Source organism: Streptomyces sp. NPDC020983 (genome assembly GCF_044333485.1).
In the GTDB taxonomy this organism is placed as follows: Bacteria; Actinomycetota; Actinomycetes; order Streptomycetales; family Streptomycetaceae; genus Actinacidiphila.
In genome coordinates, this window is sequence record NZ_JBIRRA010000018.1 from 1 (window position 1) to 20,521 (window position 20,521).

The 20,521-nt window shown below is 69.2% G+C and carries 17 protein-coding genes and 3 pseudogenes; 10 read left to right on the plus strand and 10 right to left on the minus strand.

Annotated elements, in window-relative coordinates; all coding sequences use genetic code 11:
• Positions 1 to 228: 228 nt before the first annotated feature.
• A complete protein-coding gene (locus ACH4SE_RS31760; RefSeq protein ID WP_398546997.1) occupies positions 229 to 660 on the plus strand; it encodes a helicase associated domain-containing protein in 432 nt (143 codons plus the stop codon).
• Between the two features lie 179 nt (positions 661 to 839).
• On the opposite strand, the gene ACH4SE_RS31765 is transcribed toward ACH4SE_RS31760, so the two are convergent.
• Both ACH4SE_RS31765 and ACH4SE_RS31770 read right to left on the minus strand, forming a co-directional pair.
• Positions 840 to 2,570: a SpoIIE family protein phosphatase gene (locus ACH4SE_RS31765; protein ID WP_398546998.1), complete on the minus strand. Its 1,731-nt coding sequence runs from the start codon at positions 2,568 to 2,570 to the stop codon at positions 840 to 842.
• 1,049 nt (positions 2,571 to 3,619) lie between these two features.
• Positions 3,620 to 4,273 (minus strand): TetR/AcrR family transcriptional regulator, encoded by a 654-nt coding sequence (locus tag ACH4SE_RS31770; protein ID WP_398546999.1) that lies wholly within the window; start codon positions 4,271 to 4,273, stop codon positions 3,620 to 3,622.
• 131 nt (positions 4,274 to 4,404) lie between these two features.
• Between ACH4SE_RS31770 and ACH4SE_RS31775 the strand changes: the two genes are divergently transcribed.
• The 4 genes from ACH4SE_RS31775 (at position 4,405) to ACH4SE_RS31790 (ending at position 8,548) form a co-directional block, all read left to right on the plus strand.
• Positions 4,405 to 5,367: an alpha/beta hydrolase gene (locus tag ACH4SE_RS31775; RefSeq protein WP_398547000.1), complete on the plus strand. Its 963-nt coding sequence runs from the start codon at positions 4,405 to 4,407 to the stop codon at positions 5,365 to 5,367.
• Between the two features lie 10 nt (positions 5,368 to 5,377).
• Positions 5,378 to 6,355, plus strand: coding sequence for an aldo/keto reductase (locus ACH4SE_RS31780; RefSeq protein ID WP_398547001.1), 978 nt, complete (start codon positions 5,378 to 5,380; stop codon positions 6,353 to 6,355).
• Positions 6,356 to 6,646: 291 nt separating this feature from the next.
• Positions 6,647 to 7,696, plus strand: a complete 1,050-nt coding sequence (locus ACH4SE_RS31785; RefSeq protein ID WP_398547002.1) for a MalY/PatB family protein — start codon at positions 6,647 to 6,649, stop codon at positions 7,694 to 7,696.
• Between the two features lie 99 nt (positions 7,697 to 7,795).
• The gene (locus ACH4SE_RS31790) at positions 7,796 to 8,548 is read left to right on the plus strand and encodes a hypothetical protein (RefSeq protein WP_398547003.1); all 753 of its coding nucleotides are present in this window, start codon (positions 7,796 to 7,798) and stop codon (positions 8,546 to 8,548) included.
• Positions 8,549 to 8,880: 332 nt separating this feature from the next.
• Here ACH4SE_RS31790 and ACH4SE_RS31795 read toward each other — a convergent pair whose 3' ends face one another.
• Together ACH4SE_RS31795 and ACH4SE_RS31800 are read right to left on the minus strand one after the other, a co-directional pair.
• Positions 8,881 to 9,651, minus strand: coding sequence for a transposase (locus ACH4SE_RS31795; protein ID WP_398547004.1), 771 nt, complete (start codon positions 9,649 to 9,651; stop codon positions 8,881 to 8,883).
• Between the two features lie 7 nt (positions 9,652 to 9,658).
• Positions 9,659 to 9,997: a hypothetical protein gene (locus ACH4SE_RS31800; RefSeq protein WP_398547005.1), complete on the minus strand. Its 339-nt coding sequence runs from the start codon at positions 9,995 to 9,997 to the stop codon at positions 9,659 to 9,661.
• 163 nt (positions 9,998 to 10,160) lie between these two features.
• Between ACH4SE_RS31800 and ACH4SE_RS31805 the strand changes: the two are divergent.
• Positions 10,161 to 11,179, plus strand: a pseudogene (locus ACH4SE_RS31805) (IS5 family transposase).
• Between the two features lie 30 nt (positions 11,180 to 11,209).
• On the opposite strand, the gene ACH4SE_RS31810 reads toward ACH4SE_RS31805, so the two are convergent.
• Both ACH4SE_RS31810 and ACH4SE_RS31815 read right to left on the minus strand, forming a co-directional pair.
• Positions 11,210 to 12,769 carry a serine/threonine-protein kinase gene (locus ACH4SE_RS31810; protein WP_398547119.1) on the minus strand — a complete coding sequence of 520 codons (1,560 nt, stop codon included), beginning with the start codon at positions 12,767 to 12,769 and terminating at the stop codon, positions 11,210 to 11,212.
• Positions 12,758 to 12,897, minus strand: a pseudogene (locus tag ACH4SE_RS31815) (IS5/IS1182 family transposase); the annotation flags it as partial. The pseudogene ACH4SE_RS31815 and the gene ACH4SE_RS31810, both read right to left, overlap by 12 nt.
• Positions 12,898 to 13,286: 389 nt before the next feature.
• Here ACH4SE_RS31815 and ACH4SE_RS31820 point away from each other — a divergent pair.
• Positions 13,287 to 14,588 carry an amidohydrolase family protein gene (locus ACH4SE_RS31820; RefSeq protein WP_398547006.1) on the plus strand — a complete coding sequence of 434 codons (1,302 nt, stop codon included), beginning with the start codon at positions 13,287 to 13,289 and terminating at the stop codon, positions 14,586 to 14,588.
• A gap of 757 nt (positions 14,589 to 15,345) precedes the next feature.
• On the plus strand, positions 15,346 to 16,113 hold the full coding sequence (locus tag ACH4SE_RS31825) for a transposase (RefSeq protein WP_398547007.1): 768 nt from the start codon (positions 15,346 to 15,348) through the stop codon (positions 16,111 to 16,113).
• A gap of 27 nt (positions 16,114 to 16,140) precedes the next feature.
• Here ACH4SE_RS31825 and ACH4SE_RS31830 read toward each other — a convergent pair whose 3' ends face one another.
• From ACH4SE_RS31830 to ACH4SE_RS31840, 3 genes and pseudogenes are all read right to left on the minus strand, one after another.
• On the minus strand, positions 16,141 to 16,785 hold the full coding sequence (locus ACH4SE_RS31830) for a hypothetical protein (RefSeq protein WP_398547008.1): 645 nt from the start codon (positions 16,783 to 16,785) through the stop codon (positions 16,141 to 16,143).
• A 112-nt stretch (positions 16,786 to 16,897) separates the two neighbouring features.
• Positions 16,898 to 17,635: a hypothetical protein gene (locus tag ACH4SE_RS31835; RefSeq protein ID WP_398547009.1), complete on the minus strand. Its 738-nt coding sequence runs from the start codon at positions 17,633 to 17,635 to the stop codon at positions 16,898 to 16,900.
• A gap of 197 nt (positions 17,636 to 17,832) precedes the next feature.
• Positions 17,833 to 18,708 (minus strand): annotated as a pseudogene (locus tag ACH4SE_RS31840) (IS5 family transposase).
• Positions 18,709 to 18,819: 111 nt separating this feature from the next.
• On the opposite strand from ACH4SE_RS31840, the gene ACH4SE_RS31845 reads away from it, so the two are divergent.
• The gene (locus ACH4SE_RS31845) at positions 18,820 to 19,164 is read left to right on the plus strand and encodes a DUF2750 domain-containing protein (RefSeq protein ID WP_398547010.1); all 345 of its coding nucleotides are present in this window, start codon (positions 18,820 to 18,822) and stop codon (positions 19,162 to 19,164) included.
• Here ACH4SE_RS31845 and ACH4SE_RS31850 read toward each other — a convergent pair.
• A protein-coding gene (locus ACH4SE_RS31850) for an IS5 family transposase (RefSeq protein WP_398547011.1) occupies positions 19,161 to 20,008 on the minus strand; the annotation gives its coding sequence in 2 pieces (ribosomal slippage) (positions 19,161 to 19,648 and positions 19,648 to 20,008; 849 coding nt in all). The genes ACH4SE_RS31845 and ACH4SE_RS31850 overlap by 4 nt on opposite strands.
• A gap of 92 nt (positions 20,009 to 20,100) precedes the next feature.
• Here ACH4SE_RS31850 and ACH4SE_RS31855 point away from each other — a divergent pair.
• Positions 20,101 to 20,451, plus strand: a complete 351-nt coding sequence (locus tag ACH4SE_RS31855) for a hypothetical protein (protein WP_398547012.1) — start codon at positions 20,101 to 20,103, stop codon at positions 20,449 to 20,451.
• Positions 20,452 to 20,521: the final 70 nt, after the last annotated feature.

The following is a 20,521-nucleotide window of genomic DNA, read 5'->3' on the forward strand; positions in this document are numbered from 1 at the left end:
ATCCCCGTAACTACCTGGCCTTCCTCGGACTCGCCGCCGCCCTCTGCTGCTACAAACGCCTCCTCCGCCTCACCACATAGGACACGGTCTTAGTGACTCCCCACCCGGAAAACAGCCCCTGAACAGCAACAACCCACCCACAACCAACTGTCCCTCACCACCACTGCCACAAACCCGAGAGATCGCACCCTGGAGGCCATCGCCCCGTCCTGGTGCCCGGCCTGGCCGGTGGCCTGGCAGCGCTGCTACAAGCTGTGCCGGGGCCTGATCGAGGCCGGAGCCCCACTGCCGGGGCCGGGCGAGGCCACGGTGCAGGGCGAGGATCTGGGAGCGTGGGTTCTGGCGCAGCGCCTCGGCTGGGAGCAGGTGCTGCTCGTGCAGCAGTGGATGCTCGAGCACATGCTCCACCTCACCCCCGCTGGCCCCGACGAACGGCCCCCGGCGCCCCGTACGCAGGCCGACAAATGGACGGCGAACATGGCAGCCGTCCGGCAGTTCCACGCCCGTGAAGGCCACCTCCAGCCGCCCAGGAAGGCCGTGGAAATCGTGGACGGCGTCGAACACAAGATCGGGCTGTTCCTCGGTAACGCCCGCCGCCGGGCCGACAAGCTCAGCGGTGAGCGCCGCGCGCAGCTGACCGAGCTCGGCATGCGCTGGTAAAGCTGCACGGCCGAAGGTCCGGGCCCGGCCCTCGTGCGCCGCTGTGACTGCCCCCTAAGGTCGGCTGACCAACTGGGCCTGGGCTGCTGCCGCCAGGCGGTCACAGGCCCCGTACATCGGGCCCTGCCGGGCGCCCCGGTGTGTGGCTGCAGGGCGTCCGGCAGACGGGGCTGGACGCCTCAGAGGTCCCCTCCGGCGGCGCTTTGGATTTCCGGCGTGCGCACGGTGAGGACGGCGATGTCGTCCTCGTTGCTCCCGGTGGTGGGGCGGGCGCGTTCCAGCAGCAGGTCGGTGAACGCGGCCAGCGGGCGGTGGGCCAGGGACGCGGCGTGCTTGCGGAGCTGCTCCAGACCGCTGTCGATGGACCGGTCCCGGCTCTCGACCAGGCCGTCGGTGTAGAGGACCAGGGTCGAGCGGGGCGGCAGCAGCAAGCTCGCGTCGGTGCGTGTCCATTCCAGGCCGGTGCTCAAGAGCAGGCCGTGCCCTTCGGTGAGGTAGCGGGCCTGCCCGTCGTGGGTGACCAGCAGTGGCGGTGGATGGCCGGCGTTCGTCCAGGTGAGCTGCCACGCGCTGTCGGCTGTCTGTGCCAGGCTGCCGAAAACCAGCGTCGCCATAGGTACACCTGTCAGGTGGGCCATCGAGCCGTCCAGCCGGTGCACGATCGCGCTGGGCGGCTCGTGGTGCGTCCAGGCGTACGCGCGGAGCATGCTGCGCACCTGCGCCATTCCTGCGGCGGCGTCCAGGTCGTGTCCGACCACGTCACCGATGACCAACGCAGTCGCTCCGTTGGTCACGGTGAACGCGTCGTACCAGTCGCCGCCGACCTGTGAGTCGTCCGGCGCGGGCACGTAGCGCGCGGCCATCTGCAGGCCCGGCACCGAAGGCAGCTGCGGCAGCAGGTGGCGCTGCATGGTTTCGGCGACCTTGCGCTGCCTCTGGTAGAGCCTGGCGTTGTCCAGGGCCAGCCCGGTACGGCGGGTAATGTCCTCCAGCAGCGACAGGTCCGCCCCGGTCAGCGGCTCACGGTCCGCCGACCGGCCCAATGTCAGCGCACCGAGCACGTCCCGCAGACCCCGTATCGGCGCGATCGCCGCCGACACCATGCCGGTCGCCTCGAACAGCCGCTTCTGCTCGATGGCGATACCGGAATCCGGCGGCCCCTGGTAGGTGTGCGGTGTCGCGAGCGTGGAGGCCGCGCCCCGCAGCGCCCGCGACAGCGGCATGGGCGACTCCTCCGGGATCGGCGGCATCGGCCCCTGCAGATCCTCATGTGCCACGAACGCGCCGTCCTCGCAGTGCACGACGGTGACCCGCTCCACCTCGTCGGCCTCGGTGATCAGGTCGATCACCGCCCAGTCCGCGATCTTGGGCACCACCAGACGCACCAGACGGCGCAGCGCCTCGTCGCTGTCGAGGGTCGACGTCAGCTGCGTGGTGGTCTCGGCCAGCAGCGCCAACCGCTCCAGCTCCACCAGCAGCGACTCGGGCGCATGCGGCGGGTGGGTACGGTCCGGTCCGTGGTCCGCAGCGGTGAAGACGAGGACCGTTCCGGCGGGGCCGCCCACGCCGCCGCACGGTGCGACGAACCAGGAAAGCTCGACCAGCGACCTGTCACCCCGCTCGCACCAGCTGCTGCCCGCCTGCGCCCGCCGGGCCAGCACCGCCTCGACCATCTGGCACCGGGCCCTGGCCAGCGGCCGGCCGTGCCGGTCGCGATGCAGCAGCTCATGGGCGTCCCACCCGACGAGATCCGCGGCGCCTCTCCCCAGCAGGCGCTCCGCACACGCGTTGGCCTGCGTGATCGTCCCACGTTGGTCCACCAGGCACACCGCTGCGTCGAGCTCGCCGAGCACCTCCGCCGACCGCGCAGAACCGGACACGGACACGTTGCCGACCCCGGAATGCGACACGCCCTACCGCACCTCCTGCAACGCCTCCGCCAACTGCGCACGACTCTTCCATGTTCCACCACGAACGGTAGTACGACTCACATCGTGCGTGATCGCCCAGACCGGCAGCCACCCTCGCGGAACAGAAGACGAACCTGCCGGCCATTCACCACATCACGTCCGCCGGTGCGGACCGGAACATCACGCGAACGATGACGCAGACCGCACCGCACGGCCACCACACCGGCCAGCATCAGAAGCTGACTGACCTGGGCACGCGCCGGACAGAGCTGCGCGGCGCAAGGCCCGGGCCGCTGCCCGGCCCAGCACCACCGTCGCGGCGGTGACAACTCCCGGCTCCCGCCACTGCCGCCAAAGCGAGATCCCAGGGCCTGGTGTTCACCGTTCGCCGGCCGGTCCCGGCTTCGTCCCAGAAGCGCGCGAGCTCCTTCACCTTCCTCTCCCGCTTCCCGTCCAGCCGCTGCCGCTCGACTGCTCCACGGCGCTGCTCGCCGGCTTCGGCAGCCTCCGCGACACGCCGGCGCTGCCTTGCGGCGCTAGCGGCACCCGGCTGCCGTGGTGGGTGTCGGCGAGCACCATCAGCAACGGTTCGGACTCACCGCCGCGGTGCCGTGCGACACGGCGGTGAGCCGCCGCGGTGCCGTGCGACACGGAACCAACCGGTCCCATCGGGCCGTGCTCCCTGAGACGGTCCAGGGCTGTCATCACCAGCAGCACCTTGCCGGTGAAGCCGAGACAGAAGCCGCCACCCGCCGTCGCCGGTCACCCCGCAGTGGTAGCCGGCGTGCCCCTGCCCGGCCCAGAACCCGCAGGACAGCACGCCGACCACGCGCATCCGGCCGGTCAGCACGGCGGGGCCGGCCCCGGTGAGCACGACCGCCGGCGGCGGCCACCCCGGGCAGGCCCGTGCGGGGACAGAGCGTCTCCCAGAACGGCACCGTGTCCAGGCCGCCGTTCCAGCACCCGGCCTCCGGCACCGGGCCCGCGGCAGTGGCGCGACCCGACCGCATGGCACGGGAGCGCAAAGAGCCCTCCGCATATCCGGCACGTCAGGGAATCTGGGCATCGATGTCGGCGAGTTGGGCGGCGAGGATCTCTTCGAATGCGGCGCGGCGGTCTGCTGCGAGGGGGCGGATGTCGCGGGCGAAGTGGGCCAGGGTGGGGAAGCGTTCGGGGTCTGCGCCGAGCACCGCGACGCGGAACTGCTCCATGGCCTGTTCGTGCTCCTTGGGGGTGATGGTGCTGATGCCGGCCTCGGAGGCGATCAGCGCGGCGAGGAGGATCACGATGCGGTGGTATCGCACCGGGACCTCCTCGTCGGGCAGGCCGGATGCGCGCAGGGCCTGCAGCAGTTCCTCCATGACCAATCGGGATCCGATGCTGCTGGACCCGTAGCGTCCCCACACCGTGGCGAGTTGGGGTTGCTCGCCGAAGGCCTCGCGCATGCGCAGGGCCAGGGCGGTGATGCGCTGTTTCCAGTCGCCCTCGGGATGGTGGCCGTCCATGGCGGCCAGCAGGATCCGGTCGGCGACCGCGCGCAGCAGTTCGGTCTTGTTGCGGAAGTGCCGGTAGAGGCTGGAGGAGTCGGTCCCGAGCGCTGCGGCGAGTTTGCGCACGCTGAACGACTCGGCGTCGCTCGTGCGCAGCAGTTCCGCCGCCGTGTCCAGGATCTCCTCGGTTGACCATCGCCTTCGGCCAGTCATCTCGCCCCTCTCACTCGGACTCAGCCTAACCTATGCACTTGCCTATGCACGCACTGCGTGCATAATCAGGGCAACGCACTGTCCGGCCATAACGACACACCCGGCATCCGGCCGGGAGGGGAGAAGGACGCATGAGTGAGACCACGACCGCGGTACGGCCGCCGGAGCCGGACTTCTCGGCGATCACGGCCGGGGAACTGCGCGCCTACAGCGACGCGGAGAACCGCTGGCGGGCCTCCGGCGCGGCGCGGGCGATCCTCGGAGAGCCGGACACCGGCGCCGCGATCGTCTGGCAGGAGATCGCGCTGCCCGGCCGCGACCTCCCCGTCCGGGTCTACCGGCCGGCCCCGACGAGAGACGACGAAGCCGCGGCCCGAAGCGACCTGCCACTCGTGGTCCATGTCCACGGAGGCGGCTTTGTGGGCACGGCAGTGCAGTGCGACTGGACCAACAGCCACCTCGCCGCTCACCTGCCCGCGCTCGTCGTCTCGGTCGAGCACCGCCTCCTCGCCCCCGGCTCCCCGCTCGCGGACGCCGCCGACGACGGCTGGGACGTGCTTGAGCACGTGGTACGGCACGCCGCGCAATGGGGCGTCGACCCGGCGCGCGCGGCCGTCTTCGGCGAGAGCTGCGGCGCGCTGATCAGCGCGCTGACGGCCATCCGGGCCAGGGAGGATGATCTGGAGCTCAAGGCACAGGTACTGGTCAACCCCGTGGCCGACGTGACCGAGACGATGCTCGACTATCCCTCGATCGCCACGTACGTATACCGACTGCCCCAGGCCCTGCCGCAACTGCGGCTCATCCAGTCGCTCGCCGTCCCGCCGGGAGCCGACGCCGGCGCAGTCTCACCGCTGTACACGGACAATCTGAGCGGGCTCGCCCCGGCGCTCGTGGTGGTGCCCACCCAGGACGCGGTTGCCGACCACGGCCGCCGCTACGCCGAGCGGCTGAGCCAGGCAGGGACCTCCGTGCGGCTTTCGGAATACCCGGGAGCAAAGCACGCGTTCCTCACCTTGCCCGGCGTGGAACCACAGGCCGAGGCCGCCCAGGCGGAGATCCTCGCGTTCCTCCGCGCGGCCCTGGCAAAGTGACGAAAGAACGATGCACCCCACCCTTGGACCCGACGGCCCGACGTTCTCTCGACTCGGCCTCGGCTGCATGAGCATGACCGGCATCTACGGCGCCACTGACCCGCACGAGGCCGCGGCCACTGTGCTGGAGGCCCTCGATTCGGGCGTCACCCTGTTCGACACCGGCGACTTCTACGGTGACGGAGCAAACGAGGAACTCCTCGGCCGGACCCTCGCACCACACCGCAATCGCGCCGTGCTGGCCACCAAGACCGGAGTCCGCCGCACCGCCGAAGGCCTGCTCCCCGCCGGCTCACCCGACGAACTGCGGCGTGCCTGCGAAGCGTCGTTGCGCCGGCTACGCACCGATCACATCGACCTGTACTACCTCGCCCGCATCGACCCCGCCGTCCCCGTCGAGGAGTCCGTCGGCGCCCTGGCCGACCTGGTCGCCCAGGGCAAGGTGGGCCACATCGGCCTGTCCGAAGTTTCGGCCGCCACCCTCCGCCGCGCCCACGCCATCCATCCGATCAGCGCCGTCCAGACCGAGTACTCGCTGTGGGAACGACATGTCGAAAACGACATCCTGCCCACGATCCGCAGTCTCGGCGCCACCCTCATCGCCTACAGCCCTCTCGGCCGCGGCCTGCTCACCGGGACCGTCCGCGCTACCACGCGCTTCGAAGTTGGCGACTTCCGCGCCACCGCCCCCCGCTACAACGGCGACGCCCTCAAGGGCAACCTGGCCATCGTCGACGCCATCACCCGCCTCGGCGCCGCCAAGAGCGCCGTCCCCGCCCAGATCGCCCTCGCCTGGCTCCTCACGCGCGGCAACGACGTCATCCCCATCCCCGGCAGCTCCCGCCGCCCCCACTTGCGCGACAACCTGGCCGCCGTCGATCTGCACCTGACCGCCACCGACCTCGCCGACATCGACGCCGCTGTCCCCGACACCGGGGCCCACGGAGCCCGATACGGCGACCACGGCCTCGCCCTGATCGACCAATGACGAGAGAAGCACCCTGATGACGAACCCACCCCATGCACGAGCGGAACAATGCCGCGGACCTTGCGCTCACTGTCCTTGCGACGATCGCCACGGGCGTCGACCGCGGCACCACCCACCTGCCGGCCGACCACACCTTGTCGCGTAGTTACTGACCAGATGCACCTCCATCGGCTCCTGAGGGACAGGAGAGAGGCCATGTTTGACGACCTTGACCGTTCATCGTTGACCCGTCGCCCCGGAGTGAAGTGGAGCCGGGCCGAGCCGGGTGTGCTGCCGGCATGGATTGCGGAGATGGACTTCCCGCCGGCTCCCGCCGTGCAGGAGGCGCTCATGCGGTGTGTGCAGGAGGACCTGGGATACCCCTCGTGGGACGGGCGCCCCGAGCAGATCCCCCTGCGGGCCGCCTTCGCCGAGCGCATGCGTGAACGCCACGGCTGGGTGCTCGACCCCGGCCACGTCCGGGAGTTCACCGACATCAACCAGGGTCTCCAGGCCGTCCTGCGCGTCGCCACGCGCCCGGGCGACGGCGTCGCCCTGCACACTCCAACGTATCCGCCCTTCCTGGAAACGGTGACGGGCATGGAGCGGCGCCTGCACCCCGTCCCCTACGTCCTTCAGGACGAAGGCTGGGTCTTCGACGCCGAGCGGCTCGACCGGGAGCTGGCCGATGGTGGCTGCCGGGTGCTGCTACTGGTGAACCCGCACAACCCGACCGGGCGCGTGCTGCGCCGCCAGGAGTTGGAGAAGGTCGCCGAACTCGCCGAGCGCCACGACCTGCTGGTCATATCCGACGAGATCCATTCCGACCTCGCGCACAGCCCGCACCGGCACATCCCCCTTGCCTCCCTGTCGTCCGAGGCGGCCGCCCGGACAGTGACTCTGACCTCCGCGACCAAGACGTTCAACGTGCCGGGGGTACGCTGCGCCATCGCGCACATCGGCGCGGCCGACGTGCGCGCGGCCCTTTCGAGCCCGACCCATCTGTACGGCGAGCCCAACACCTTCGGCGTGGCCGCCACCTTGGCAGCCTGGCGGGACGGTGACTCCTGGCTGTCACAGCTGCGGACGGTCCTGGAGCGGAACGCCGCGCTGGTGCATGAGGGGCTGCCGCGCGGCATCGGATACCGCGTCCCTGAGGCAGGCTTCCTCGCCTGGCTAGACTGCCGCGCCCTCAAACTCCCCACTGACCCGCACACGTTCTTTCTGGAGAAGGCCCGTGTCCTGCTGAATGACGGCCGGACCTTCGGTCCCGGCGGCGAGGGCTTCGTCAGGCTCAACTTCGGTACGTCACCGGACCTCCTGCGGGACATCCTGGGGCGTATACGCGGAGCTGTAGGCTGATCGCGCCCTCCGTAATAGCCCTGGACTGAAGTAAAAGCGTCCGGCTGGGACGTGCGTCCGGACCGGGAGCGGCGACTGCACGCTCGCGCAAACGATCCTTTGCGCGAGCAAGATCAACAGCAGGCCGGCCGGACCCTCGCCGGGCTCGGATTCGTTCTCAGAACCTGTTCTCACTCAAAAGCGGGACGAACCCGCCAGCAGTACCTCGACGACGAGTGGGACGGCATCAGCGAGTCCGCCGCCTACCTGGAGATCCGGGAGTGGCCGCTGGCCAAGGCGATCGGCGACGTGTGCGAGCGGCCCGCGCCCGACTCCCACGTCCGCGCCCTGGTCGACGTCGCCGACGAGCAGGGGCAACAGGCCGTCGCTCACTGGTACGAGCAGCTGCGCGTCCACGGCCAACGGCACGGGCACCGGGTCACCGCCGACGTCGTCGCCAACCTCGCCGACTTCCTCCGCACCGGCACCGAGCCCGAGCGCCTGGACGCGCTGTTCACCCCCCGCCAGCTCCCCAAGGCGCGCAAGCCCTCCCGCCGCACGGGCGCTCAAGCCCTACCCGGCCAGCCGGTAACCGGCACGGTCCTACCCCGCGCGGGCGCAGAAGGTGGCCCCGGCAGCGCTCCCACCAGCCAAAACGGGGCGTTCCAAAATTTGGGAACGGGCGCCGCCGACCCCGGCCCGGCGGCCGGGCGGTGGTTGCTGAGCGCCGAGCACGTCGACCGGCTCAGCTCCTGGATCGCGGCTGGGGCCGAGCAGGCCGGCCTCCCGCCCGAGCACGCTGCGGACCTGCTCGTGCAGGCGCTCACCGCCGACCCCATCCAGCACTGGGTCAGCGCCCACGCCGGGACGTAGCGCAGCGCGCCACGACGGCCGCGCTCCCGTCCCCGTGTCACCGGCGGCGGAGCGCGCCGATCGGCGCCGCCTGGCCCCCAGGCCGGGCGGCCCGCGCGGCCGACCGCGCCCCCGTTCCCTCAGGCCTCCGCGCTTCCACTTCGCCGTCTTCCTTGTCCTTGCCGGCGTGGGGAGAGCGGAGGCCTGAGGGAAGTCTGCGGGCGGTGTACATTCCTGTCGCAGGTCAGGGCCCCTTTTTCGGGGGGCGTGTACCGGAGGGTGCGCGCTAGTTGCGCGTCTAAGCGTGTCCCGTAAATGATCTACGACGTGTGCGTTGACCTGCCTGTTCGTGGTCACCCGGCGAGGATGAGGTTGTGCAGGCGGGCGATGCCGAGCATCGCGTTGTGGACGCCGTCGCCCTTGAGGCGGCAGTCGCGGAGGATCTTCCAGGTCTTCATCCGGGCGAAGGCGTGCTCGACGCGAGCGCGAACCTTGCGGTGGGAGGTGTTGTGTTCCTCTTTCCATGCCTCCAGTTCGCTTTGGCCGGGTTCGCGGCGGTGTGGGATGACCAGGCCGGTGCCCTGGTAGCCGCCGTCCGCGATGACCGTGGTCTTGCCGACTGCGGCCTTCGCACCGGACAGATCCCACGCCCTGCAGTCGTTGCGGTTGCCGGGCAACGGCCGTCCGACCGCGACGACCAGCCGGGTGTCTGCGTCGATGACGACCTGGTGGTTGGTCGAGTACCGGTAGTTCTTCGACTGCTCGGCGATGCTGTGGTCGCGGGTGGGTACCAGGGTGCCGTCCACGATCAGCACGGTGTCCTTGCGGAACCGCTTGCGTTGCTGGAGGGCGAGCGCGGGTCCGAGGTGGTCGATGATGCGGTCGGCCGCGGACTTGGACATCCCAAAGAGCGGCGCGAGCTGGCGCAGGGTCAGGTTCGTCCGCCAGTACGCGGCGACCAGCAGCACGCGGTCCTCCAGAGGCAGACTCCACGGCCGGCCCTTGCGTACCGGATCTGCACCCTCGCGCCGGAGCGCGGTAATCAGCTTGCCGAACTGACGCGGGCTCAGCCCGCTGAACGGGGCTATCCAGGAGGGCTCCGACGCCATGATCACACCAGTCACTGCGTGATCATTCCACTGCTTCGGGTGCTCCCTGCTCGAACGCGATGCGGCAGCGTTCAACCTGCTCAGCCACGTGCTCCATGAACCAGCGCATGATCTCGTAGGGGATGACGTGCTCGTCGTGGCTGTGGATGTGGACCGTCGGCTCCAGGTCCGGATCCTCATCGGGTACCACCGCCACCAGGAAGGCCACTCCAGGCACATGCGTTTCGGCGTGGGGGATCTCAGCCCACGCGGCCGGCGCAGGGACGGCTTCGCTCAGCTCCACACACCATGCGTCGTCCGGCAAGGCGTAGTGGAACTGCACAGCATAGTGACGGCCCCCATGAACGCGCAGCTCTGGCATGTCCGCAGGCTGTCACAGCCCCGTGTCGGAGTCTCGCGAGTATCCCGCTCAGTACCTGGCACGGGCACCAGCAGCCTTTGCGGGGCAGCCCTTAGGGCCTGTTTGGGGTTCGGATCTCTGTGAGGCCCGGTGGTCTGCGATTGGTGGCTGGTAGAACTCGGGTGTGGCGCGTTTTGACGTGACGGGTGCCGAGTGGGCTCTGATCGAGCTGCACTTGCCGGTGGCGGCTACCGGGCCGTTGCCGCGGCGGGTGCGGGACCAGTTCAGCGGGGTGCTGTGGCGGTTCCGCACCGGCAGTGGCTGGCGTGACGTCCCCGAGCGGTACGGGCCTTGGTCCACGATCTATTCGCGGTTCAGCAATTGGGCCAAGGCGGGGGTGTTCCAGGACCTGATGGACGCCTTGATCGCCGAAGCGGCCGAGCGGGGGAAGGTCGGCCTGGAACTGGTCAGCGTGGACTCCACCATCGTGCGGGCGCATCACGCATCGGCAGGTCTGGCGGTGGCCGGGGAGACCCTTGACGCCCTGGAACAGGCCCTGACCGAGGAAAAGGGGGCTCCGCTCCCGCGACAACCGCCCGTGCTGCGGGTGATCCAGCGACGGCCTGTGCGGAAGCGAGTGGCACGGACACGCCGGACCCGGACCGGGCTGCAGCACGACGGCGTCGCAGGGCCAGAGCGCATGCCGCCGGGCTCGGCCGGTCACGAGGCGGGCTGAGCAGCAAGATCCACGCAGCGGTCGACGCCGCAGGACTGCCCCTGTCGTTCGTGCTCACCCCCGGACAGGCCGGGGACAGCCCCCAGTTCCCGATCGTGCTGGACAAGGTCCGCATACCCGGGCCGGTCGGCCGTCCCCGCACCCGGCCGCCGGCCGTGGCCGCGGACCGGGCCCACTCCTCCAAGGCCAACCGGGCCTACTTACGCCGGCGCAGCGTCACCGCGGTCATCCCGGAAAAGATCGACCAGCAGGCCAACCGCAAGAAAAAGGGCTCAGCCGGCGGACGGCCGGTCACCTACGACCCCGAACGCTAAAAACAGCGCAACGCCGTCGAACGCTGCTTCCAGAAGATCAAGACCTGGCGCGGCCTGGCCACCCGCTACGACAAGTCTCCCGACAGCTACGAAGCCGGACTCCACCTCCGCGGATCGATCATGTGGCTGAAACTCCTGACCACAACCACATGATCCGAACTTCAAACAGGCCCTAGCTCCCTCTCACAGTCTCACCTGGGGACCGCGGGTGACGGGACTCACCGCCCCGGCTCGGCGCGCTGACAGGTACTGCACTAGCAGCACCACTGGCGCGGCTACTGACGCCGCGAGCAGCAGCCACCAGCCCGGCCCGAGACCGACTGCGATGTGTGCCTCCTGAGCCGCCTGGATACCCCGGAAGTAATCGGAACCCAGTTGTGAACCGGTCAGCAGCCGGATGGGCAGAATCAGCGCTGCTGCTATGCCGGGTAGGCGGGCTGCCGCCGGAACCCGGGACGGCATAGCGACAGCCGCCGCCAGGGCCATCACCGTGGGCAGCAGCCACAGCCAGAACGGCATCCCGGTGGGCCCCGCGTGAGGAAATTGATTCAGATCGAGCAGCCGGTGCACCAAGATGTAGTCCAGGCTCGTGTCACCCTGCCAAGACGGTGGCGGATCCACCACCCGGGGCAGGAAAGCTTTCAAGGGCATCGCCACCCCGATCAATGCGAGCACCGCCAGCGGGGGCACCACCATCGCGGCGGGGTAACGGGTGCTCGGGATGGCCGACTGGACTGGGCGCAGCGGGGCGGTGGGAGACGCAGGGACCGTGGCGGTCGGTTGTGTCGCCTTCAACCGCGCGGCGAGCAAGGCGGTGGCCTGCTCGCCGGTGAGCCGGCGGGCCGGGTCCTTGGCCAGCAGGCCCTCGATCAGCGGGGTGAGCGGCCCGGCGAGAACGCACGGAGGGGGCGGGTCGAACAGGACGGCGGTGAGGGTAGCGACGGGGGTATCGCGGCGGAAGGGGAGCCGGCCTTCAACGGCCTGGTACAGCGTCGCGCCGAGCGAGAACAGGTCGGCGGACGGGTCGGCGGGGGCGCCCTGGGCACGTTCGGGGGCGACGTAGTCGACCGACCCGAGGAACACGCCGCTGGCAGTCAGCGCGGTCTGGTCCTGCTGGACGGCGATCCCGAAATCGGCGAGCAGGACCCGCCCGTCCTGGGCGAGCAGGATGTTCGCCGGTTTCACGTCCCGGTGCACGATGCCAACCCGGTGCGCGGCGTCCAGCGCGGACAGCACCGCGGTCGCCACCCGGACCGCCTCTGGAACGGGCAGCGGACCCTCGTCGGTGATCTGTTCGTACAGCGAACGGCCTTCGACCAGCTGCATCACCGTCCACGGAACGCCACCATCCAGCACCACGTCGTGCACTCCTACCACGTGCGGGTGATCCCGTAGTTGCGCAGCGTGCCGAGCTTCGCGCTGGGCCCGCTCCAGCAACTCGGCATGTTCCGCGGCCGTCCCGGCAGGTGGCAGACGCACCTCCTTGACCGCGACGTCCACCCCCAGTGTCTCGTCCCGTGCCAGCCACACGCTCCCGAACCCACCCGCCCCAAGCGCCCGCACCAGCCGGTACCGTCCGCCGATCAGCCGCCCAACTATCTGCTCCTCAGCCACCCTGACCCCCGTGATCGCCGTTGCCCCCGCAGTTTCGCAGAACTCCCAGACGAAGAAGAGAGATTCGGCTGTCCAGGAAGGCGACCGGGCACGTCCCACCAGCTCACGCTCTTGCACGACCACGTACACGATGCCGCGCAGCGCGGCACGGTCGTCGGCCGGCAACCACCCGGATGGCGATGCCGTCGCGGCGGACGTGGCGGCAACAGGCGCGCCACCCGCTCCCACAGGTCGTCCGGAACAAGATCTACACGCACCCGGACAGCTGGCCGACCAAGATCGTTGAGTGCAAGAACTCAGCTCGGGCATCCGTTGCTGCCGGTCGGCAGGCAGGGACGCAGTAGTGCAGGCATGACGCGCCCTCGCCCTCGTCCGGGTTGAACCCCCGGGTCCCGCCCTCGTCCACAGCTGCCAATGCGAGGCGCCGCTCCGTTCCTCCAGCGCGTCAATCCGCTACGAACTCGATCCCCGGGGATAGCAACACGCCGCGATAGAGGTACTGTCCCCGGCTCTTGGTGAGGCTTTGCAAGGCTGGGCCGGTTGTGATCGCGGTCGTGTCAGCAGGTCACCGGGGTGCTTTCGTCCCGCGGGGCCGCCTGGAGAGCGTCTGCCGTCGGCCGCGCCACGCGATCCTGAGAGGAAGATCGTGACCCAGTACCGGGCCTGTGCGCCGATCCTTGTCCGCGACGTGCGCGTCTTCGACGCCACCAGCCCCTCCGATCCGGCCGGCACCGGGCTGATCGGGCCGACGTCGGTGCTCATCCAGGACCGCAGAATCGCCGCGATCGGCGTGAAGGACCGGCCGGGAGGAGTCGTCGTTATCGAGGGCGGAGGGCGGGTGCTCATGCCAGGACTGACCGACGCACACGTGCACCTCTTCGGGTCCTCAGCCACCCAGGCAGAGCTGATCGCGGGGTCCACGGGGACGATCCACTACACCGCGCTCGCGGAGGCCGGACGGATGCTCATGCGCGGCTTCACCGCCGTGCGGGACATGGCCGGCGACGTCGCCCCGCTGCGGCAGGTCCTGGATGCCGGCATGTTCCCCGGCCCGCGCATCTACCCGAGCCAGGCGGCGATCTCCCAGACCTCCGGCCACGGCGACTTCTCCTTCGTCCACGAGGACGCGACCGCCTTCTCCTGCGGGCTGCACCCGCGGGCCGAGCAGATCGGCTTCATGCGCGTCGCCGACGGCCGTGACCAGGTACTCGCCGCCGTGCGCGAGCAGCTGAAGCGCGGGGCCTCCCAGATCAAGGTCATGGCGGGCGGCGGGGTGTCATCCGCCTACGACCCCCTGGACGTCCTGCAGTACACGCCGGACGAGCTCCGCGCCGCGGTCGAGGCCGCGGCGGACTGGGGCACCTACGTCGCCGCGCACGTTTACAACGACGAGGGCATCCGCCGCGCGATCGCCGCCGGAATCAAGTCGATCGAACACGGCCACCTCGCCGCCGGGCCCGACACCGTCCGGCTGATGGCGCAGCAGGGCGTCTGGCTGAGCACCCAGCCCTTCCTGGAGGATGACCACGAGTACGCCAATCCGGAGAAAAGCGCGAAGAACAAGCAGGTCTGCGACGGCGTCGCGAACACCTTCGCCTGGGCACGGGAGACGGGGACGAAGATCGCCTTCGGCACCGACCTACTACTCGAACCCGACAAAGCCGACCGGCAGAACGAGATGTTCACCCGCCTGTCCACCGAATTCGGGTTCAGCCCCACCGAGGCACTCAGGATCGCCACGTCCGGCAACGCCGATCTCTTCCGGCTCTCCGGCGAGCGCGACCCCTACAAGGCCGGCCGTCTCGGCGAGATCACGGAAGGCGCCTGGGCCGACGTCCTCCTCGTCGAAGGCGACCCCACACAGGACCTCACCGTGCTGAGCGACCCCGACAAGAACCTCGCCGTCATCATCAAGGACGGCCGCATCTACAAGAACCTCCTCGGCTGACAGAAGCCACTGGCCGAGCCGCCCCGAGCCCGACTCGGCCAGCAGAACGACTTGGACCTCAGGGGACTCCCGCCGGGTTGCCTGACGGAGCGCGCGGCCGGCCGCCGCGTCCCCTTGCCGCCGAACCAACCAAGAGGTGACCTCTTCCTGCTCCAGGAAGAGGTGTCGATCCCGCGGCCGCGGTTGCACTTCGGGATTGACCTGCCTGAACGCCCCCGACCCCGGCGGCGCGGTAAAGCACGCCGCGAAACCGTCGGCGATACCTCCGGCGAAACCCGCCGCGAAACCGGCCGCGATACCTCCGGCGAAACCCGGGCCCCTTCCGCCTTCCGCCGGTCCCGGCCCCTCCCCCCCCAGTCGCAACCCCGGCGGCGGCCCCAATCCCGACGCCGGGCCAGCGCGAGCCACCGCCGTCTCCTCCCCCGATCTGGCCCACCGCCCTTCTCTTCCCGGCGGGCAGGGGCGGATCAGGGGGGAGTCGGCATGCCGCTCACTACGAAAACAGCCGCTGACCTGCGCTCCGCCGCTTCGGCGGCCGAAGCGGCCGCACGCCCCCTTGCACGCTGCCTTGCACGGTTCCTTGCACGGCCTCTTGCACGCTCCCTTGCCGCCATGCCGCCAGGTCCGGCTGCGCGGGCAGTTGCTCCGCCTGTTGCCGCTAGACAGCCCGCGGCCAGGCCCGCCCCGGGGCGCGGCCGGCCGCTGCGAGGCTAAGAGGTGTCCCGTAACTGCCGGTCATGGGTGAGATGATCTTGATGTGGCTGGTGTGATCACGGCGTCGGAGCCGTCTTGGATACGTCCGTTCACCGGGCTGAGCCCGCGCTCCTTCGGTAAATTGGTGACCGCGGTGCGGCGCGAGAGCGCAGCTGAACCACGGACGGGTCGTCCGTGGGGCCTGTCGCTTGAGGACCGTATTCTCCTGGTCGCCGCCTACTGGCGCACTAACTTGACCATGCGCCAACTGGCTCTGCTGTTCGGGACCTCGAAGTCGGCGGCCGACCGGATCATCGACCACATCGGGCCCCTGCTGGCCTTGCCTCCCCGACGCCGGTTCGCGAGGGGCACTGTTCTGATCGTGGACGGGACGTTGGTGCCCACCCGCGATCACGCGGTGGCTGAGCAGTCGAAGAACTATCGGTACTCCACCAACCACCAGGTCGTCATCGATGCCGACACCCGTCTGGTCGTCGTGGTCGGACGGCCGCTGCCCGGCAACCGGAACGACTGCAAGGCGTGGGAGGAATCAGGGGCCAAGTCAGCGGTCGGACGGGCGACCGTGATAGCTGACGGCGGGTACCCAGGGACTGGATTGATCATGCCGCACCGCCGCACCAAGCACGAGGAGATGCCCGACTGGAAGCGGGAGCACAACCGCTTACACAAGCAGGTCCGTGCACGAGTGGAGCACGTCTTTGCTCGAATGAAGACCTGGAAAATCCTCCGCGACTGCCGGCTCAAAGGCGACGGCGTCCACCACGCCATGTGCGGCATCGCCCGCCTGCACAACCTCAACCTTGCCGGATAGGACCACAGCCGAACTCCCGCAGGTTTCTCACCCGCGTCCGTCGGCGGGGCGCGGAGTGTGTCGCGGCCACTGCACGCCCACTTGTTCCACCACAGCGGCTCGGAAGGCTTCCAAAAGGACGCTTCCGGGGTACGTCCCAAACGCTCGGTACTTCCAGTGGTAGTAGCACGACCAGTAGCTCACCACGCGCCGCTCCGTGCGCGCGAAGAAGGCCGGATTCCGAGCGATGAACTCCCCGTAGGCACGGCGCTGGGCCGAGCCCGGGTCCGCGAGCCCGGGAAGGCCCCGGCCGATCGCTTCGATGATCTCCAGCACGTACTCGCCGGCCAACTGCACCACGAACGGGACTACCCACGGCTCGTCCGACGCCACGATCCGCTCAAGGTGCCGCTGGCGTACCCGGCCATCATGGTGCCGGGAGTACAGGCAGTGCAGAATCACCTGCTGTGTCCCGGACAGTTGCCCATCCGAGCCGACGCCCGGTTCATCGTTGTAGATGCGCGACGGGATGGCGACGGTCTCGCCCTGCACCTCGACCTCGAAGGGCATCATCGGCGCGTGCCTGGCCTCCGGCATGACCGCCAGGACGGTACGCACGTCGCCGGCAAAACGGGTCGGAAACGCTGCCGTCAGCGCAGGGGCGACGTTCGACGGATCCCGGGGCAGCTGCACCACAGGAGGATATGCGGCGAACCTCTCGGTCACTCAACCGCCCGCCTCAACGTTGCGGGACAGCCCTTAGGGGGTGTTGCGAAAGCCCGGCAGCAAGAGTTTCGAGGCGTCCCTACTGAGGTCGCATCAGGCCCAGATCCTCGCCCCATGCATCCAGCACCGCGTCATGTCCGGCCCGCCGGGCCGCTGCTTCGACCTCGGCGAAGAGGCGGCGCTGCGTGGATGCGTCGCCGGTTGCTGAGATATGGTTCGCAGCGTCGAGCAGCAGCTCGGTGTCCCAGCCGGGCAGTGGGAATCGGGCGAGTTCCCATTCCAGGTACTTGTTGTAAGGGCGGGGGCGTCGGTCCAGGGCGAAGAGCAGCTCCAGCAGGAACCTGGTGCTGTCGGCGGCGTCGAGTCGGGCCGCGAGGACATGCCCGTCGCGGTCGTTCTTGACCGAGCGGTAGAGGGAGTTGGCGTAGGCGTCGAGCCATGAGCCCGCTGCGTGGAAGGCTTCGTCGGCGGCGAGATGTGCCTTGTCGGCCAGGATCTGGGCGATGACTCCGCCGAGGCGGTCGAACACGATCCGGGCTCGGGCGAGGGCGTATCGCTCGAAGCCAGGCATTCCGGCAGCGCGGAACTCGTCGAGGGAGAGGACGACGAGGTCGAGTTCTGCAGTGCGGTGCCCCGTGAACCGAGTGAGTTCTGTCGTCGCTCCATCAGCGAGGATGACGTACAGGTCGTGATCGGAGTGCTCGGTGGTCATGCCCTCGTGGGCCTGGGAGCCTTTGAGGACAAGCCCGACGACCGCCGGATCAGCGGCGGCGAGTGCGACGAACGCATCGTAGGTGAGGTGTTCCTGGGCGGTCATTGCGTGGTCTCCGGCGATGTAGTGACGGGCATGCCAGGCAGACGCCCCGGCTCACCTGAGGCGCCCACAACGTCTGCAGCGGTGCTTGGCCGCCGCCCGGAAGATCAACGCACGTGCGGACTCTATCGCCCGGTCTGCCGGGCGGTCTCGCATACGACTGTTCCAAGTCAGGCCAGCTTGGCGCCTTGAAATTCCGGTCACAGCCACTCATTCATGACTGCGATCTGGACGGTGGCCTCGTAGCGGACGGCAAGTTTGTCGTACCTCGTGGCAACGGCCCGGTGCCTCTTGAGGCGGTTGATGCCGCACTCGACTGCATGGCGCTCTCGATAGTCGGTCTTGTCGAACTTCGGCGGCCGGCCACCGCGAGATCCGAGGCTCTGCCGATTGCGGGCGCGGTCCGCGGGGATGGGGATCGTCGCCTTGATCCCGCGTGTGCGCAGGTAAGCGCGGTTCTTGCGCGAGTCGTATGCCTTGTCGGCTCGCACCCGGTCCGGCCGCAATACGCGGCCGCCCCAGGCCCAGCCGCGGCACCCTGATTGCTTCCAGCACAGGCTCGAACTGCGGGGAGTCACCCCGCTGACCAGCCGTGATCACCACCGACAGCGGCTTCTGTCCCTGCTCGACCGCCAAATGGATTTTGCTGGTCAGCCCGCCCCGAGACCGGCCGAGGCCGTGGTCGGCCGGCTCGACGAAGACACCGCCGGGAGGTTCCTTCTGAAGATCCCCCTTTTCACCGCCCCGGCGGCGTGCTGGTGAGCTCGGCAGACCGTTGAGTCGACGTTGACGTCCCAGGTGATCAGGCCCTTCGCGTCTGCCTCGGCCTGGAGCTGGGTAACGATCCGGGCCCAGGTGCCGTCCCGCTGCCAGCGCCGGAACAGGTCATAGACCCGGTCCCACGGACCATAGCGTTCCGGCACGTCACGCCACGGGGCACCAGCCCGTGTCCGCCACCGTATGCCGTCTATCAGCTGCCGTCTCGTCCACACATGCGGCCGGCCCGGCTTGATACCCCGCGGCAGCAGCGGCTCAAACCGGTCCCACTGGTCGTTCGTCAGATCCCCACGTCCCACAATGGGCGATCATCAATGAGCAAGATCCACTTTCGCAACAGGCCCTAGGCGCCCTGTTCCCCTAAAAACTCCTAACGAAATGAGTGGTGGGGGTCGGTAGGCTCGGTGGCCATGAGTCAGAGCGGTTCGCAAGCGGCAGCGTTCTTCCGAGACATTTGCCGGAACCGAGTGGTCTGGCTTGTCCGGAATGGCGAGGGAAGTCCGACTCACCTCTCCGAGCACGGCGAGCGAAGTCTCCCCTTCTGGTCGTCGTCCGCCCGCGCCCAGAGGGCAGCAGACATCTGGGGGCATGGGCTACGCGTTGAATCCATGCCCTTGGACACCTGGTGCGAGCATGTACTGCCCGACACCGCACGGGATGGACTCGTGATCGGTATCAACTGGAGCGGACCGCGCCTGGTCGGCTGGAGCCTTACCCCCATGGAGGTTCTCAACCGACTGGCGGCGGCTGACTAACCCACAGCATCGCTCGTCAGAGCGCGCAGCCGCCGCCAGCAGATGAGTGCGCATCCGAGGGTGAGGAAGGCTTCGTGGATGTCGTCGCGGATCTCCCAGCGGATCCGCAGGCGGCGGAACCAGTGCAGGTGGGCGAACGCGCGCTCGACGACCCAGCGTTGGGTGCCCAGTCCGGAGCCGTGCTCGGTGCCGCGGCGGGCGATCGACGGCTTCACGCCAAGGTTCCAGACCAGGCGGCGGTACTTGTCGTGATCGTAGCCGCGGTCGCCCAGTACCACGTCCGGTCGGCGCCGGGGCCGGCCGCGCTTGCCCCGCACCGGCGGCACGGCTTGCAGGAGCCGGATGAGCTGAGTGACGTCGTTGCGGTTGCCGCCGGTCAAGGTGGCAGCGAGCGGGATGCCGGTGGCGTCGGTGATCAGATGGTGTTTGCTGCCGGTTCTGCCCCGGTCGACAGGGCTTCGTCCGGTCTTGGAGCCCCCTTTAACGCCCGGATGTGGGAGCCGTCGACCGCCGCGCGGGAGAAGTCCAGGGCGTTCGCGCTGCGGAGCTTGGCGAGGAGGACCTCGTGCAATCGGGGCCACACGCCGGCCTCGGTCCACTCTGCCAGGCGGCGCCAGCAGGTCATGCCCGATCCGAACCCAAGTTCCTGCGGCAGATGTTCCCAGGCGATCCCGGTGTGCAGGACGAACAGGATGCCCTGGAACACCAGCCGGTCCGGATGCTGCTTGCGTCCTGGGTGCCGGCTCCGCCGCTCGACCTTGGGCAGCAGCGGCTCGAATACCGCCCACAGCTCGTCGTCGACCTCCCACGGCTTCGGCCGCGCCACCCCGCACCCCCAGATCATCGGTCCCAGAACGATCCAACCAACCCGGAGATCATTTCGTTAGGAGTTCTAACTGGCATTTCCGACTCGCGGATGGCATCACGCGGAACCTGATGGCCGAGACCCGGCCGGTGATGGCAGCCGCGACTGTTCTTGCCTGTTACCACCAGCAGCTCTTTCCTGCCGGTTTGCTGCCCGCTGCCGGCGGGACGACGATGACGTGCCAGCTGCGCGTCAGCTTCGAGTTCCCGGGTGGGCCGCGTGAGGTGGACCTCGTGGTGGTGCTGGACGACGGGCCACAGCCGGTGGTGGTGGTCGGCGAGGTCAAGGGTGGGCTGAGTGCCCAGCCGGGCGACCTCATCAACCAGGACGACCTCGCCGTGCTGACCGCCATTCAGACCCGCCTTCGGGAGCAGCGGGGTGGAGTGCTACCTCCTGGCCGCCGTGCTGCGCGATCACCTTGAGCCCAGCGAGATGGACGCTCTGCAGAGACTGTGCACGCATCCCCCGATCACACTCAATGATCATCAAGGG

Bases quoted from the DNA above. Each gene is read 5' to 3' on its own strand.
- ACH4SE_RS31835 (WP_398547009.1), bottom strand. From the start codon at position 17,635: ATGACCGCCCAGGAACACCTCACCTACGATGCGTTCGTCGCACTCGCC.
- ACH4SE_RS31780 (WP_398547001.1), top strand. From the start codon at position 5,378: ATGCACCCCACCCTTGGACCCGACGGCCCGACGTTCTCTCGACTCGGC.
- ACH4SE_RS31785 (WP_398547002.1), top strand. From the start codon at position 6,647: ATGGACTTCCCGCCGGCTCCCGCCGTGCAGGAGGCGCTCATGCGGTGT.
- ACH4SE_RS31800 (WP_398547005.1), bottom strand. From the start codon at position 9,997: ATGCCAGAGCTGCGCGTTCATGGGGGCCGTCACTATGCTGTGCAGTTC.
- ACH4SE_RS31845 (WP_398547010.1), top strand. From the start codon at position 18,820: ATGAGTCAGAGCGGTTCGCAAGCGGCAGCGTTCTTCCGAGACATTTGC.
- ACH4SE_RS31770 (WP_398546999.1), bottom strand. From the start codon at position 4,273: ATGACTGGCCGAAGGCGATGGTCAACCGAGGAGATCCTGGACACGGCG.
- ACH4SE_RS31775 (WP_398547000.1), top strand. From the start codon at position 4,405: ATGAGTGAGACCACGACCGCGGTACGGCCGCCGGAGCCGGACTTCTCG.
- ACH4SE_RS31855 (WP_398547012.1), top strand. From the start codon at position 20,101: ATGGCCGAGACCCGGCCGGTGATGGCAGCCGCGACTGTTCTTGCCTGT.